General features: G+C 39.9%; 13 protein-coding genes. 9 read left to right on the forward strand and 4 right to left on the reverse strand.

The annotated features are described in order from the left end of the window. Position 1 precedes the first annotated feature (1 nt). The 8 genes from ACKWCF_RS06420 to ACKWCF_RS06455 all read left to right on the forward strand — a co-directional run bounded on the left by ACKWCF_RS06420 (position 2) and on the right by ACKWCF_RS06455 (position 10,340). On the forward strand, positions 2-817 hold the full coding sequence (locus ACKWCF_RS06420) for a universal stress protein (protein WP_409479881.1): 816 nt from the start codon (positions 2-4) through the stop codon (positions 815-817). 12 nt (positions 818-829) lie between these two features. Continuing rightward, positions 830-2,026 carry a hypothetical protein gene (locus tag ACKWCF_RS06425; protein WP_409479882.1) on the forward strand — a complete coding sequence of 399 codons (1,197 nt, stop codon included), beginning with the start codon at positions 830-832 and terminating at the stop codon, positions 2,024-2,026. 7 nt (positions 2,027-2,033) lie between these two features. Then, positions 2,034-2,780 (forward strand): sulfite exporter TauE/SafE family protein, encoded by a 747-nt coding sequence (locus ACKWCF_RS06430; RefSeq protein ID WP_409479883.1) that lies wholly within the window; start codon positions 2,034-2,036, stop codon positions 2,778-2,780. Positions 2,781-2,798: 18 nt separating this feature from the next. Then, a complete protein-coding gene (locus ACKWCF_RS06435; RefSeq protein WP_409479884.1) occupies positions 2,799-4,163 on the forward strand; it encodes an MBL fold metallo-hydrolase RNA specificity domain-containing protein in 1,365 nt (454 codons plus the stop codon). 3 nt (positions 4,164-4,166) lie between these two features. Next, on the forward strand, positions 4,167-4,829 hold the full coding sequence (locus ACKWCF_RS06440; RefSeq protein ID WP_409479885.1) for an AAA family ATPase: 663 nt from the start codon (positions 4,167-4,169) through the stop codon (positions 4,827-4,829). Beyond that, on the forward strand, positions 4,793-5,827 hold the full coding sequence (locus tag ACKWCF_RS06445) for a 2-hydroxyacid dehydrogenase (RefSeq protein WP_409479886.1): 1,035 nt from the start codon (positions 4,793-4,795) through the stop codon (positions 5,825-5,827). The genes ACKWCF_RS06440 and ACKWCF_RS06445 overlap by 37 nt, the downstream gene beginning before the upstream one ends. Before the next feature lie 106 nt (positions 5,828-5,933). After that, entirely contained in the window at positions 5,934-9,617 is a 3,684-nt protein-coding gene (locus tag ACKWCF_RS06450) for a PAS domain S-box protein (protein ID WP_409479887.1), read from the forward strand. Between the two features lie 243 nt (positions 9,618-9,860). Beyond that, a complete protein-coding gene (locus tag ACKWCF_RS06455; RefSeq protein WP_409479888.1) occupies positions 9,861-10,340 on the forward strand; it encodes a pyridoxamine 5'-phosphate oxidase family protein in 480 nt (159 codons plus the stop codon). Here the strand turns inward: ACKWCF_RS06455 and ACKWCF_RS06460 are convergent. From ACKWCF_RS06460 to ACKWCF_RS06470, 3 genes are all read right to left on the reverse strand, one after another. Continuing rightward, a complete protein-coding gene (locus ACKWCF_RS06460) occupies positions 10,309-11,619 on the reverse strand; it encodes an APC family permease (protein ID WP_409479889.1) in 1,311 nt (436 codons plus the stop codon). The two genes, ACKWCF_RS06455 and ACKWCF_RS06460, sit on opposite strands and share 32 nt — an antisense overlap. Continuing rightward, positions 11,620-12,120: a hypothetical protein gene (locus ACKWCF_RS06465; RefSeq protein WP_409479890.1), complete on the reverse strand. Its 501-nt coding sequence runs from the start codon at positions 12,118-12,120 to the stop codon at positions 11,620-11,622. Positions 12,121-12,229: 109 nt separating this feature from the next. Continuing rightward, the gene (locus ACKWCF_RS06470) at positions 12,230-12,706 is read right to left on the reverse strand and encodes a DUF4437 domain-containing protein (protein ID WP_409479891.1); all 477 of its coding nucleotides are present in this window, start codon (positions 12,704-12,706) and stop codon (positions 12,230-12,232) included. Positions 12,707-12,910: 204 nt separating this feature from the next. On the opposite strand from ACKWCF_RS06470, the gene ACKWCF_RS06475 reads away from it, so the two are divergent. Further along, complete coding sequence (locus ACKWCF_RS06475) at positions 12,911-14,020, forward strand: PA0069 family radical SAM protein (protein WP_409479892.1); 1,110 nt, start codon at positions 12,911-12,913, stop codon at positions 14,018-14,020. Position 14,021: 1 nt separating this feature from the next. Here the strand turns inward: ACKWCF_RS06475 and ACKWCF_RS06480 are convergent, their stop codons facing one another. After that, positions 14,022-15,107 carry a DUF2914 domain-containing protein gene (locus ACKWCF_RS06480; protein ID WP_409479893.1) on the reverse strand — a complete coding sequence of 362 codons (1,086 nt, stop codon included), beginning with the start codon at positions 15,105-15,107 and terminating at the stop codon, positions 14,022-14,024. Positions 15,108-15,283: the final 176 nt, after the last annotated feature.

Below are 15,283 nucleotides of genomic sequence, written 5' to 3' on the forward strand. Positions count from 1 at the left end.
AGTGAAGTCAAAAGCAATTCAACAAATTATTGTCGGAGTTGATTTTTCCAGATATTCAAAACTTGTCGTTAAAGAAGCGCAAAAACTGGCGAAGGCGATGAAAATACCTTTAAGATATGTTTACGTAAACGATGTCTTTCAGTTTGTCGGCGAACCGCGAGAAGTTGCAGAAAAAAAACTGACTGAAAAAGTCTATAAGTTCTATAAACTAAAAAAAGATACGGATGTTGTGATTCGTACCGGCGATGCGCCTGAACAATTGATCGAAGCGGCAAAAGCCAGTCAGCTGTCGCCGCTAATTATGGTTGGTCATAAAGGAATGGGTGCTATTGCAAGATTTCTTCTTGGCAGTACCGCTGAAAGAGTGGCTTTACTTTCACCTTTTCCAGTATGGATTCACCGCGGTCAAAAGGTTCTTTTACCTAAAAAAATTCTTGTTCCTTCTGATTTTTCTAAACACACCGATACAACGCTTAACCAAGTTCAGTCTTTTGATAAAGCCTTTCAATCGAATCTAGAATTGTTTCACGTGATTCAAGAGCCGACTCCGGTTGTTGATTTGCCGATTTACTCGTTGGTTTACCAGCAAATTCATAGCGACGATGATCGTAGTTTCGAAGACTTTAAAAAATCCCATCCTAACTATAAAACTGTTCGCGACGTCGGCGAAGTGGCTGAACAAGTTGAAGAAAGATCCCGCAAATTTGACCTTGTTGCTTTTTCGCCAAGGGGTAAAGGTGAATCAACACCATTTTTAGGCCGTGTAGCCGCTAAACTCGTCAGATCAGGTAATAAGCCTGTTCTTATTTGTCCGTAACCGGGTAGGGTCATGAATAAGTTTAACAATTATTTTATTAGAGTTTTTGCATTGGTAGTTCTACTGATCAGCAGCCGTGTTTTTTCAGCCGCAGCAACATCGTCAGAACCACCTGTAGTTCACACTAAAGTGATCATGTCTCAGTTCTTACAGCAGTTAGAGGCCCTTAAAAAATACATGGTTTCAGATGCGAAGTTCAGTGATCCGAAAAATACAATTGAAATTTCTGAACATTTAAAAAAATTCAGTGAAATATCTAATGCGGCTATGCATGACCCGCAATTACAGCTCGAAAGCTTTAAGCTATCACGCGATGTTTTGGTTCAACATATTCACGAAACTGAAAAAGTTTATCGCGAAGGTAACAAGAGTTATGCCCGTTGGATGTTAAATTCAACGATTTATGTGTGCATGAGTTGTCATACGCAGACTCCTGCAGCAGATCGACGCTCTTTGCTGACTAAAGACAGCAAAAACTACTTTAGCCAGTTTGAACAAGCTGAATTTCTTTTCGCCTCTAGGAATTTTAGTGAGGCTTCACGAACTTATGATTCAATAATTCGGGGAATGGTTAAAGACAAAAATTTTGAAGTTGAAAAATCATTGCAGCGCCAGGTTGCGTATTACGCTAGAGTTAAACGTAATCCTGCTGAAGCCGTAAAGGTTTTTAAGGGCTATTTAAAACTCAAAAATTTATCCGAATACATGCGACGTGATTTACTTAACTGGATTAATCAGTTTGAAAAATGGCAGAATGACAAGAGCTTTAATTTAGCTACAGCGACTCCTGATTCGGTCATTCAGTTTGCCAAGACTAACTTAGAAGCAGCTAACAACTTAAAAATAGATTCTATAAATCCGAACCTAGTTAACTATCTGCGTGTATCTGGGGTGCTTTATGAGTTTTTACAAAATTATCCGGATTCAAAAGTAACACCTCAAATTCTTTATTGGCTTGCGGTTTGCGATCGCTCAATAGAAAGAAATTTTTTCTTTTCGTTAGCAGATATGTATTTAAGAGAGTGTATTACTAAATACCCGGCAGATCCGGTAGCTAAAAAATGTTACGCTGAATATGAAAAAGAAACTGTTTTAGGTTATTCAGGATCAAGGGGTGTAGATGTTCCACTTTCTGTACGTCAGGAGCTAAACGCGCTTAAGGAATTTGTTGAAAGTGGCGGTAAAATCAAGTTGGATCTGAAAAAGTAGGTTATAAATGAAGAGCTACCACGAGTTGTTTTTTCTTATTCTGGCGTTTTTTTCTGAATTCGCTGGAACATTAAGCGGCGTTAGCTCATCTTCTTTGTTTGTGCCGGTCGCCGTTTTTTTTGAATCAGTCCAATTAACGCTAGTTCTTACCGCGTGTTTGCACGTTATCGGTAACACAACCAGAACTTTCATGTACTGGAAGCATATCGATTGGAAGTTAACACTGCAGTTCGGTATTCCCTCAATCATTATGACCGGATTAGGGGCGCAAATTTCTGGTTACCTGCCAAAAAATTTATTTTCGATTATCTTAGGTTTTTTTCTAATATCGATATCTGTTGTTTTCTGGATGATGAAAGACTCAACTCTAAATGCGTCGCGCTCGGTTTCTTACTTCGGCGGCGGGCTCTCCGGATTTTTGACGGGGGCGGTTGGTTCTGGCGGAGCGATCAGATCGTTAGCTCTTTCAGCGTTTAATCTTACACCATTAACTTTTACAGCGACATCTACACTGATTGACTTTGGAGGCGACCTTTTGCGTTTACAAATTTATTTGCAAAAAGGTTATTTGGATAAAGCGCATTATTTTTATGTGCCCTTATTAATGATTGTCGCTTTTTTAGCAAATTGGCTAGCAAAAAAGTGGCTGCAAAGAATTAACCAACAGGTCTTTAGAAGAATCGTTCTAGCCTTTGTTTTTGGAGCTGGGATGATTTCGATATCGACAGGACTCATCAGTTTATTTAGAAGTTAGCCTGGAAGGAGAAATCCCGTGTCGTTTACATTAACATTCTTAGGTGCTGCCGGAACGGTGACCGGTTCGAAATATCTACTGACTTGTAACGAATCAAAAATATTAATTGATTGCGGACTCTTTCAAGGATTGAAGACATTGCGGTTAAAAAATTGGGATGATATCGAAATAAAAGCTTCAGAGATTCAAGCCATTATTTTGACTCATGCCCATATCGATCATTCCGGATACATACCTAGGCTTATCAAGAATGGTTTTCGCGGAAAAATTTATTGCACACACGCGACGAAAGATCTTTGCCGCATCTTGCTTCCTGATGCAGGCTATCTGATGGAAGAAGAAGCCGAATATCGCAATCGCACAAAACGTACTAAGCACAGTCCGGCCTTACCTCTGTACACTCTAAAAGAGGCCGAAGCCTCGCTTAATTTTTTCGAAGGAGTTAATTATAACCAAAAAATTCAGGTTGATTCGCGGATCAGTTTTGAGTTTTTCTATGCGGGGCACATTCTCGGAGCCGCCTCAGTGGTGATCTCTGTAGCTGGAAAGAAAATCGCATTTAGCGGTGATATTGGCCGTCTGACTGACGAGATAATGAATCCGCCAGTAGCTTTACCCGCGGTTAATTACCTTGTGACCGAGTCGACCTATGGAAATCGTCTTCATGAAAAGACCAGTGTTAAAGATGAACTCGCACAAATTATTAATGAAACTGTTAAAAGAAACGGAGTTGTTATTATTCCCGCTTTCGCGGTGGGACGTGCACAGACGATTATGTACTATGTATGGAAGCTATTAAGCCAAAACAAAATTCCCGATATTCCAATGTATTTAAATAGCCCGATGGCTACCAATGTTAACGAGCTTTTAAAAAAGTATAAAACTCTTCATAAGCTGACTCCCGAAGAAAGCGTTTATATTTGCCGGGTGGTGAAATACGTTTCATCAGTTGAAGATTCAATTGCTTTAAATGAAAAAAAAGGGCCGATGTTAATTATTTCTGCCAGCGGTATGCTGAGTGGCGGCCGGGTGTTGCACCATCTCAAAGCTTTCGGTTCTGACCCACGCAATACTATTGTGCTTGCGGGTTTTCAGGCTGCCGGAACAAGAGGCGAAGCTTTACAGCGTGGAGCTCGTGAAATTAAAGTGCATGGGGAATACATCGAAATGCGGGCCGAGGTGAAGATGTTAGAAAATATTTCGGCGCATGCGGATTACAGTGAAATTCTACAGTGGCTGGCTCAATCGGAGATGAGCCCAGAAAAAGTATTTATCACACACGGTGAGCCTTCGGCTGCAGATGAGTTAAGACGCAGGATCACTGAAAAATTCGGATGGAACTGTATTGTGCCAGGGCAAAACGACAAAGTTGTTTTGGGGTAAACTATGATCGAAAAAAATATTTATAGCTGCGAAAATGCCTGTCCATGTAAAGAAGACCATACGAAAAAGCCTAGATTAGTTGTTATTACCGGAGGTCCAGGAGCAGGAAAGACGGCCATATTAGAGATTGCCAGAAAAATGTTTTGTGACAGAGTAGCTATTTTGCCTGAGTCAGCCAGTATTTTATTTAAAGGAGGCTTTTGGCGCCTTAATTCTGAAAGCGGGCAAAAATCTATTCAACGGGCTATTTATCATGTTCAAAAAGAGCTTCAGACTATTTTCTTTGAAGAAAATAGATGGACGTTAGGTTTATGTGACCGCGGAACTTTAGATGGTTTAGCTTATTGGCCGGGGCAACCTGAAGATTATCTTCAAACTTTAGGTACAACATTAGAACAAGAATTAAAACAGTACTACGGCGTTATTCACTTGCGGGTTCCGAGTTTAAGCAACGGCTACAATCATCAAAATCCAGTTCGCACTGAAACCGCCGAAGTTGCGGCGGCTATTGATAACCGTATTCATGAAGTGTGGAAATCACACCCTAATTATTACCAAATTTCGAGTGCGGCTAGCTTTGCCGATAAAATTAATGAGTCTATCGAGATGATGAGTACTTTTTTACCGGAATGCTGTCAGAACCATTTACAAAAAGGAAAATTATGAAAATAGTTTTTTACGATACACATAATTTTGAAAAAGAAGTTTTTGAAAAAATTAACACCGGCTTCGGCTTTAATATTAATTTCTTAGATGTACGTTTGACTGATCTTACGGCGTCGTTGGCGAAGGGTGCCGATGTCGTTTGTTCATTTGTAAACGATAAAGTCGATGAAGCGTGTATCGCAAACTTAAAACAAAATGGCGTTAAGCTCATCGCTTTGCGCTCGGCGGGGTTTAACCACGTTGATCATGTGGCGGCGAAAAAGTATGGAATACCCGTTTGCCGGGTGCCCGGATATTCGCCGAATGCGGTGGCTGAATTTGCAGTTGGCTTATTGTTAAGCTTAAATCGAAAAATTCATAAATCTTATTTGCGTGTGCATGAACTTAATTTTTCAATTGATGGTCTAGTGGGCTTTGACCTGAATGGTAAAACTGTTGGAGTCATTGGCGCCGGAAAAATCGGAAAAGTCTTTATCCGGATTATGCAGGCTTTTGGATGTCGAGTGCTGGTTAATGATTTATATGAAGACCCAGAGATAAAGTCTCTTTCAGGTGTCAGTTATGTCAGCTTAGATGAACTTGCAAAACTATCTGATGTTATTTCGTTACACGTGCCGCTGAATAAATCGACCTTTCATTTAGTTAATGCAGAGTTTATCACCAAAATGAAATCTAAGGCTCTACTGGTTAATACGGGACGTGGAGCTCTTATTGAAGCCCGAGCTTTGATCGAAGGATTAAAAAGTAAAAAAATTGGCGGCGCTGCCTTGGATGTTTATGAAGAAGAAGAAGGCGTTTTTTTTCATGATCTTTCTAATCAGGGCTTAAATGATGATACGTTGGCCAGACTTCTGACTTTTCCCAACGTGTTAATAACTTCTCATCAGGGTTTTTTAACAATCGAGGCTTTAAGCAATATTGCAACGACGACTCTACAGAGTGTACAGCAATTTCAAAAGACAGGACAAGTTGATGCGATTAAAGTTGTTAGTTCTTAACAGCTTTATAACTTCGGTTAAGGTTTGATTAAAATCATGCCTATGATATCAATATGTAGATTTATTCACATGCCAAGTTATGAAAATCGCGATAAAAAATAAACTTATGACAGCTGCTAAAAGCATTAAAAGCAACGGCTTTATAAGCAAAAGTTTTGCGTTGCTCGCAATAGCTATCGGTTTTGTCTCTATTCTTGGATGGATTTTTGATATCTCCATTCTTAAAGCCATTATCCCCAATATGGTGGGCATAAGATTTAACGCAGCCTTATGTATTTTTCTATTAGGCATTTCGGCCTACTCGTACTCATGGCCCTCTGAAAAAAAAATATTTTTCAATAAAGTGTTTTCGATAGTTGTGTTTGTCATAGCGGGCTTAACATTCATCGAATATCTTGGAGATTTTAATTTCGGCATTGATGAATTAGTTGTTGAAGATAAGGATACTGCTTATGCAATTCCTGGGCGGATGTCTTTTATTGCGACAATCGTGCTGTCGTTGACGGCTTTGTCAGTATTTTTGCGCGAGGTAGCTAAAGCCGCAATTGTTTCAAGTGGTCTGCAAATAATTAACTGCTTTATAAGTCTGTTGGCGTTACTTGGGTACCTATACGGAGCATCAGGATTACTTACCGTTTTCGAATACATTTCAGTCTCGCCACAGACTATTCTAGCTTTTTTGCTGCTGAATCTAAGTCTACTTTTGTCTGACAAAAATTCAGTCTTCGTAATACCTTTTCTTTCTTTTGAGAGTAGCGCTGCCATAGGAAGAAAATTCTTATTTATTTCAACGTCAGTCTTAATTGTTCTAGGTTTTTGCGTACGCCAATTAACGCAATATTATAACGTAGATGCCAGCATTGATGGTGTTGTTGTGGTGGTACTTAGTTTATTTTTCTTTTCGGCATTCATTTGGTTTACGACAAAACGGTTAAACCGTATGGAAAAAAATCTTGAAGAGAAAAACGAAGCTCTTAAAAATTTAAATCAGCAGCTTGAACAAAGAGTTAAAGACCGTACCGAAGAACTTAGAAAAAATGAGCAAAAATTTCGTGAAACCATCGAACTCGCTGCGGACGGAATTTTTGAAGCTAATCTTGATGGTGTCTATACCAGAGTAAACCAAAGCGGCTGCCGAATGTTGGGTTACGAAGAGCAAGAGCTAATAGGTAAGACTATTATGGACATTATTCCCAGCGAAGATATTCCCAAATTAAAAAGTGAGCTTGAGCGGCATAATCAGAGTGGTGAGATCGCTCAGCTTGAATGGAATCTACGCAAAAAAGATGGCTCAGTTCTACCGGTAGAAATTAGCGCCCGAACAGTGAAAGAAAACCGTATAGTTGCGATTGTACGTGATATAACAACTCGAAAGATGGCAGATCGTGCTCTGGTTATTTCCGAGAAAAAATTTCGCACGGTCTTTGAAGGTGCTTACGACGGAATCATGGTTGCCGATCAAGCCGGCCGTATTACTCTGGTTAATGAACAATTAGCCAAAAAGTTTGGTTACCAAAAAGAAGAACTGATCGGTCAATTGGTTGAAGTGTTGATTCCTGAAAGATTTAAAAAAGATCATGTTGAAAATCGTAAAAGGTTTGTGGCTGACGCGCATGCAAGACCTATGGGAGCCGGGCTTGATTTGTTCGGTCGAAAAAAAGATGGAACTGAATTTCCGGTGGATATCAGTTTAAGTCCGGTAGCTACCGAAGAGGGGTTGCGTATAACCGCCATTGTTCGCGATATCACTGAGCGTAAAAAGTTTGAAGAACAGCAAAAATTTTTAGCTGATATGGGTAAAGTTCTTGAAGAAGCCTTTAATTATGATGAAAAAATTGAAAAATTGGCTGAACTGCTTGTGACCCGTATTGCCGATGCATGTATTATCAAAGTTATCGAGGGTGATGAACTGGTTTATAAAGCTTCTGCTACGAAAGACAAAAGCTATTCGGATGAGTTTAAGGCCATTGCTTCTAAAATTGTAATGCCCGGAGCCTTCGGATCGCTACATGTTCTAAAAACGGGTAAGCCAATCATCATTGAAGACGTAAACCGTGAAATTATAGATAATAATCATGTCGATAAAATTTCTAAAGATCTAATTATAGAATTTGGTGCTTTTTCTTATGCGGTTTTTCCTCTGGTTTCGCAGGGGCGGCCGGTCGGAACTCTTGTGCTTTCAATAAATCGCAAGGGCGTTAAATTTTCTCGTGCGGATACTCATTTTTTAGAAATCGTTTCAAGCCGATGTGCCGTTGCTCTTGAAAATGCAAGACTGCAGAAGCAATCTCGTTTAGCCGAAGTCATTACTAATAACTTACCGTCAATGATCGCTTACTGGGATAAAAATGAAATTTGTCAATTTGCTAACCGGGTATATTTGGATTGGTTCGGTGTATCTTCAGACAAAATGATCGGAAAGACCATGCTTGGCTTGTTAGGGCCCGAACTCTATAAAAAAAATAAACCGTATATTAAGGGAGCCCTTGATGGATTTACGCAGAATTTTGAGCGTGATTTACCTTTAAAGACAACAGGTGAAATTCGTCATACAAATGCTTTGTATATTCCAGATTTTGTAAATGGAGAAGTCGCGGGATTTTTTGTTTTAGTTGTTGATGTGACTGAAATTAAACAGGCTCAGTTAGAAGCGTTTTCGCAAAAAGAAAGAGCAGAGTCGGCGGTGCAGGTCAGAGAAGAAGTCCTTGCCATTGTTTCTCACGATTTAAAAAACCCTTTGGCTGCGGTAAGCTTGTCGGCTGATTTATTAACCCGGGATTTGCCTTTAACTCCGAAGATGGTGAAAGAGAGTGGTTTAAGAATTCAAAGGTCGGCTAAACAGATGCAAATGCTGATTAGCGATCTTCTCGATTTTGCCAAAATGCAGTCGTCTACATTTTCGGTGGATTTAGCAGCTGAAAATCCGCAAGCGATTATTGAACAGGTTGCCGATAGTTTTAAAGACCTTGTTAACCAAAAACAGATCAGTTTGTCAGTAAACCTACCAAAGAATCTTAAGTTGATAGCCTGTGATGTTAGAAGAATAGTTCAAGTCTTATCGAACCTTGTCGGCAATGCGGTTAAATTTACTCCCGAAGGCGGAAGAATTGTTATCGCCGCCAAGGATGAAAATTCACAGCTACTGATTAGTGTTAGTGATAATGGTCCGGGAATTCCTCAGGAGTATTTATTGCGGGTTTTCGACCGTTTTTGGCAGGCTGAAAAAACAAAAAAATTAGGTAGTGGACTGGGGCTTTCAATTGCGAAAGGAATTGTGTCTGCACACAACGGAAAAATCTGGGCTGAAAGTGAAGTTGGAAAGGGAACAACATTCTTTTTTACAGTTCCTTACTGGACTGAGCGAGAGATACATAAAGTTGAAAGTGAAAGTGCGTATACAGTTCCAGAAAATAGTTTAGTAGATACACATATTCTGTTGGTTGATGATTCTGAAGATACCGCAGGATTAGTTAAAATGGTTTTAGAAAAAGCTGGTGCAGAGGTTACCATTGCTAAATCAGGGCGTGAAGCCTTAACTGTAATACATAAATTTCAACCTGACCTTGTTATCACTGATATAGAAATGGCTGATGGCAATGGATTTGAACTGCTCACAGAAGTTCGTTTGGCGATAGGTTTAAATTTACCGGTTATTTCATTTTCAGCCTATAGCTCCGGTGAGCAATATGAAAAAATAAAAAAAGCGGGGTTTGACGGTAATATCGTAAAGCCAATTAAGCCAGAAGAGCTTTTTCAAGAAGTGTCGCGTGTGCTTCATATTAATATATAAACTACTCAACGGGGCCGGTTGGCACGGGTTCGATTTTAAATCCGAGAGATTGAGTAAGATCAGAAGGGGCAATCGGCCTGATTGTTACGTCAGTGTCGTTAACCAATTTGGTGATCAACCTTTTTTTAAAGTTAAGATGCCGATCATAGCTGTTTAATTTGCAGATCTTATGCCGATTTCCTGCTTAGCGTTGTTCTGTAGTAATGGCATACCAAGTGCTCATGTCCATTAGCGGAGGTTTTTATGAAACCACATCATGGAGAAATTAAAGAGCTTAGCTCAAGTGAAAGTACTGATTTGTTAGCTAGAAACCAATTTGGCCATCTAGCCTGTCATGTGAAAGATGATATATTTTTGGTACCGATTAGTTATATTTATGAAGATGGGTATATTTACAGTCATTCTCAAGATGGCAAAAAGGTACACATGATGAGAAAAAATCCACGTGTTTGTGTACAAGTGGAAGAGGTCGGCGACTTTTTTCACTGGAAAAGCGTTTTGGCCTGGGGGGATTTTGAAGAGTTGAAATCCGAAGATGCCATGATAGCCATGCGAAATATTGTGAAAAAACTTTCTTTAGGTGAAGAGCGTCGTTCGGAGTTAGAACTTTACTTTGAGTCACAACTTGAATCAGCAGTAATCTACCGAATTAAAGTCGATCGTATAACCGGACGTTACGAAAACGGATTTTCTAATTTTGCGGAACAGTCTTTGACTCCTTAAGAAAAAACGGATTTTTACTTTTTTGCATCCAGAGTCCTGAGGCAACTGCGATAGTAAAAAGCAAAAATCCAACGGTGTAGACAGTTCCTTCAAACTGCAGACAGAAAATTAAAGATAAAACAAAACCTAGCACCGGAATAATTGGAATTCCTTTTATACTTAAGGGAATGCGAAAAGGTCGTTTGTGGTTGGGGGCGTGAATTCGTAAATAGATAAGAGCCGCATTGATGGCCATAAAGCTTATCATTGTTGCAAACGATGAAATGCTGGCCAAGACTTCAACTTTTCCTAAAGGCAATAGAAGAAATGAAACTGTTAAAACTATAAGGGCAGATAGCCAAGGCGTTTTTCTTTTTGCAGAGACTTTAGCTAGCGGTGCTGGGAGCGAATGATCGTGGGCCATGCCGTACAAGATTCGGCTTGTTGTCACAAGAGCAATCAAAGCCGTATTTGCCGTTGAAAATAAAGCAATGCCGCTAAGTACACCGGCCATCTTGGGTGATGCGATTTTGGTAGCATCAGTCAAGGCCGCCTGACTTTGAGCTAATTCTTGTGGAGGTAATAACGCCTGCGCAGAAAGTGCAACGAGAATATAAAGCACTATCGAAATACCAAGGCTTAATAAAATCGCTAAAGGAATATTTCGTTCAGGTTCTTTTGTTTCTTCGATAAGGTTTACGGTATTTTCAAAACCGAAGTAAGCAAAAATAATAAGTGCTGCACTGGAGAGTGTAGCAAAACTTGGTTTAGCCGAAAGGGCTTCACCAAATTTTGGATTATTCATTCCTAGATAAATAAAAATAATAAGGCCTCCGACTTCGATCAGCGTGAAGATCACATTCACCCAGCTAGATTCTTTAAGGCCGATAATATTTAGAATTGTAAAAAGAATCAGTAAAGTTCCGGCCGCCAGCAAAGTCGGTACAGAAAAAAAAGTTTCTAAATAACCCGTAAAAGCTACGGCGACTGTTGAAGCGGTAGCTGCTCCCGCAAAGACCATCATAAGACCTGAGGCAATAGAAGCCCAGCGGTGTTTCGGAAATGCATTTTTTAAATAGATATATTCAGCCCCGGCACGCGGAAACATCGTGGCCAGTTCTGCATAAGAAAGAGCCGTCATTAAAGATCCGATTGCGGCTAAGATAAACCCAAGCCAAAGACTTTCTTGGGCGATGCCGGCGGCCTTACCGATAATGGTGTAAATGCCGGCTCCGAGAATCATTCCCGTTCCATAGAAAGTGAGAAGGGGTAGATTTAAAACGCGCTTTAACTGATTCAACTAACCACCACCTGGTGGGCGGCCGCAGGTTCCATCAGAATTACAGTCTACACCAGCACCACAGTCAGCAGCACTAGCACAGTGAGCCACGCAAGCGCCCATCTGACAAGAATATGGAAAACAGGATTTAAAACTTCCGTCAGTGCCGTTCAGTGAAATGTGGTTGGCGCAAAAGTAAGTGACAGTGAAGCAGGTTTTAGTTTGTGGGTTACAACGAAACCCTGGCGCGCAATCGCGATTATCGATGCAATCGGTACGGCAAGTTTTCTTTTGGCTGTTGCACTTGTACGGGGCGCAAGAGTAAGCCAGCTGAGGCTTGCTGGGACAGCGGCGGGCTCCATTGCTCGCGAGTTCAATAAATGTGGTTTTACCCATATTATTTTCGCAAGAGCGGGCGCAAATAGTGCTGCGGTAAGGTTCTGGAATAACCGGCGGAATCTGTGCGAATAAGTTTAAGTTAAAAAAGATCAGCGCAAAAAATAAAAATAAAATTTTCTTCATAAGCTTAAACTGATCGCAAGTTTTGTTCCAACACAACAATAGTGATCACAACATTTATCTTAGCAATCAGCGCACAGCCCGCAAATGCGGGCGGTGGCTCTAGATAGTTTTATTTAGAACTAATTGTATTTTCTTTTTCAAGAATTACGTCCCATTTTCCGCGAATGTCAGCGAACAGCAGGCATTCAGCCCCCTGAGCGCACATTGTTGAATGTCTCGCTTTATTTACAAAAGAAAAATAAGATCCGGCTGGTAAGCGGTGTTCAGTCCCATTTTTTTCAGTCAGAATTATTGTTCCGCCAAGAACCGTCACATATTGATCGGCTGTATGGTAATGCATTGGTTCTGAAAAACCGGGTTTAAGTTTCATAAATGCGTGATAAGCGCCTTTTGTTGGGTCGCCATGAACAACTGCGCTTTGTGCGCCTTCCAAGTCAGCAGCAGCTTTCCATTGCAGATCTTTGGCTTCGAAAAAGACAGCGTTTTCCATCGCTTTTTTATTTTTACCCGTGGCCATATCTTTGGCGAAAGCTGATGTTGCGCACAGTGCAAGTGTAATGCAAATAATTGAACTTAATTTTTTCATGAGGCTCTTCCTTCCGTTAAAAGAGTTATTTATTGAATTGGCGATTTTGATTTGCAAAAAATAATCCAGAAGCAGTTTGAGTCTGCATGGTACAACAAGAAAACTTAACGGGGATTGTTGGGAGTTAGTTTATTAGGACCAGTTGAAGTGTAAAAAGTATTTTTAAGTCTTGCTAAATCATAATATGTAAATTATATGTAAGTAGTGAGTGAAAGCCAGAAGAAATCTTTAGACTTAATTTTTAAAACGAAAGGTCGCGGTGCGGTTAGCAACGACTCGGGCCGTTTTAATAAAACGCAGCGGGTGTATGATATCACTGATGCTGATTATTACGTCGATGAAGAAGATATCCCAAGTCTTAAGACAGAATATTTAATCGATAATACAAAAACTATTATTAATAAATTCGACAGCGAAGATTTAGGTATGGGTTTAAGTGTCAACCCATACCGTGGGTGTGAGCATGGCTGTATCTATTGTTACGCGCGTCCTACGCATGAGTATTTTAATTTATCTGCCGGATTAGATTTTGAATCTAAAATTTTTGTTAAAGAAAAAGCACCTGAGCTATTACGTGAAGAATTAATGAAGCCTAAGTATCAACCAGAGGCCATCATGATGAGCGGAATTACAGATTGTTACCAGCCGATCGAAAGAAAATTACAGATCACGCGCAGGTGTTTAGAGGTTTTGGCAGAATTTAAAAATCCCGTTATTATGATCACGAAAAACTTTTTAATCACGCGTGACGTGGATATTTTATCTGAAATGGCTAAAGACAATTTAGTCTCAGTGACTTTATCAGTGACATCACTAGATGAAAACTTAGCTCGTACTATGGAGCCCCGCACTTCGTCACCACAACGAAGGCTTGAAGCGATTAAAATTTTATCCGAGGCTGGTGTGCCTGTTTCAGTAAATATTGCGCCGGTAATTCCAGGGCTTACGGATCACGAGATACCACGAATCTTAGAAGCGGCAGCTCATGCCGGGGCAAGATCAGCAAATTACGTAATGGGACGTTTGCCTCATTCGGTGAAAGATCTCTTTGTTGAATGGTTAGATAAAAATTATCCTGAAAAGAAAGATCGGGTGATCAGCGCTATTCGGGATGTGCGCGGCGGTAAGCTTTATGATTCTAATTTCGGCTCACGTATGCGCGGTACGGGTGCAAAAGCTGATCATGTGGCTGAGATGTTTCATATCTTTCGCCGTAAATACTTTATGGATAAAAAATCATCGTTGATATTACGAACTGACTTATTTAAACGACCAAAAGTTAAAGGTGATCAGTTTAGTTTTGAATTTGAATAGATTACTTTTCAAGGGTTGTGAAAATTCGCGCTTCGTTAGCGGCGACTGTCGAAATTTCAAAATAATAACGTGAAATTTCTGACCCCATGCTGGTTTCAACAGTGACCATCCATTCGCCGGGTTGATAGTTGGCTTTTGTGGCGTAACCGCGAAAGCCTTCTTTTCTTCCTCCTTGAATAAATAATGGAACTCTATCTGTTGATACCCAATCGCCTTTTTTATTTTTTAGATGCCAATGTAAAAAAATTTGATCAGAAATGCGCGCTGGTGAATAGATCTGCGCAAAGAAGAAAACCTTATCGCCAGGAGCTGCGTTAAACTCTTTGTCAGAGTCTTGCCAGAACTTCCAAGTTTTTTCGAACGATAGAAAAAATTGGCCTTCGCGTTTTTCTAAGTTGTGGTACACACCTTGCGCGGTCACACTTAACGGAACTGGTGGAATCCAGCCTAGAAAATAAAATAATAGAAAAATACTTAAGACAGCACCTGCTGGAGCGGCTAAAGCTTTGGTTAAAATTTTACCTGGAACTTCAGAGCGTGCCAGTAATTTAAATTGACCGAGTAAAATCAAAACAGTGCTTAAAACAGAAAAGAAAAGTGGGGTCCATCCGACAAAGCCTAAGATGATCGGGTAAATTACTGAGAAAAACGAAAATAAACAAATGGCATAGAAGGCCACTTTAAGGCTGACCTTTCCAGATTTAGCAAAAGACAGCTCATTCAGTAAAATAATAGCGATTAATAAAATCAGAAAAATAAAACTACTTAAGATCGAAGCACTTTTTATATAAAAAAGTGAATACACGCTCAGTAGCGATCCTAAAAAGAAATGCAGGGTAAAATCACGGTATGACCAAAGCTTTAATAACGATTCTTTGGGCCTCCATTTATGCAGGCGAAATAACATCTCATAATGAATAAGGGTTGCTACGATAAATAAGTAAACTGCCTGTTGAACAATAGAAAATAAATCATCAGGTGCAGAGATAAATAAGATATCAAATAAAAAACCGCCAACGAAGAAAGCGATATCTAACTTGGTTTCATGCTTATTAATAAAATCGGTGGTCTTTTCTTTGATGCTCATGGCTATAGGGTATACTATGCAGAGGCATTTACAACTTTAATTAGTTTATTAAGCATACACCTGATTAGCAGTGTACTTCGTCTCAAGTTTTCTTATTTTGATATAGTTAATACCGCTTTTACCGAGTTTGTCATAAATAGCTTTACTTGAGTAATTAAATGGAGTTGCATCGTTAT

The organism is Pseudobdellovibrio sp. HCB154 (assembly GCF_046267985.1).
Taxonomy (GTDB): domain Bacteria; phylum Bdellovibrionota; class Bdellovibrionia; order Bdellovibrionales; family Bdellovibrionaceae; genus Pseudobdellovibrio.

Coding starts and splice junctions, on each gene's coding strand:
- ACKWCF_RS06425 (WP_409479882.1), top strand. CDS start 830: ATGAATAAGTTTAACAATTATTTTATTAGAGTTTTTGCATTGGTAGTT.
- ACKWCF_RS06430 (WP_409479883.1), top strand. CDS start 2,034: ATGAAGAGCTACCACGAGTTGTTTTTTCTTATTCTGGCGTTTTTTTCT.
- ACKWCF_RS06440 (WP_409479885.1), top strand. CDS start 4,167: ATGATCGAAAAAAATATTTATAGCTGCGAAAATGCCTGTCCATGTAAA.
- ACKWCF_RS06445 (WP_409479886.1), top strand. CDS start 4,793: ATGCTGTCAGAACCATTTACAAAAAGGAAAATTATGAAAATAGTTTTT.
- ACKWCF_RS06450 (WP_409479887.1), top strand. CDS start 5,934: ATGACAGCTGCTAAAAGCATTAAAAGCAACGGCTTTATAAGCAAAAGT.
- ACKWCF_RS06455 (WP_409479888.1), top strand. CDS start 9,861: ATGAAACCACATCATGGAGAAATTAAAGAGCTTAGCTCAAGTGAAAGT.
- ACKWCF_RS06465 (WP_409479890.1), bottom strand. CDS start 12,120: ATGAAGAAAATTTTATTTTTATTTTTTGCGCTGATCTTTTTTAACTTA.
- ACKWCF_RS06470 (WP_409479891.1), bottom strand. CDS start 12,706: ATGAAAAAATTAAGTTCAATTATTTGCATTACACTTGCACTGTGCGCA.
- ACKWCF_RS06480 (WP_409479893.1), bottom strand. CDS start 15,107: ATGAGCATCAAAGAAAAGACCACCGATTTTATTAATAAGCATGAAACC.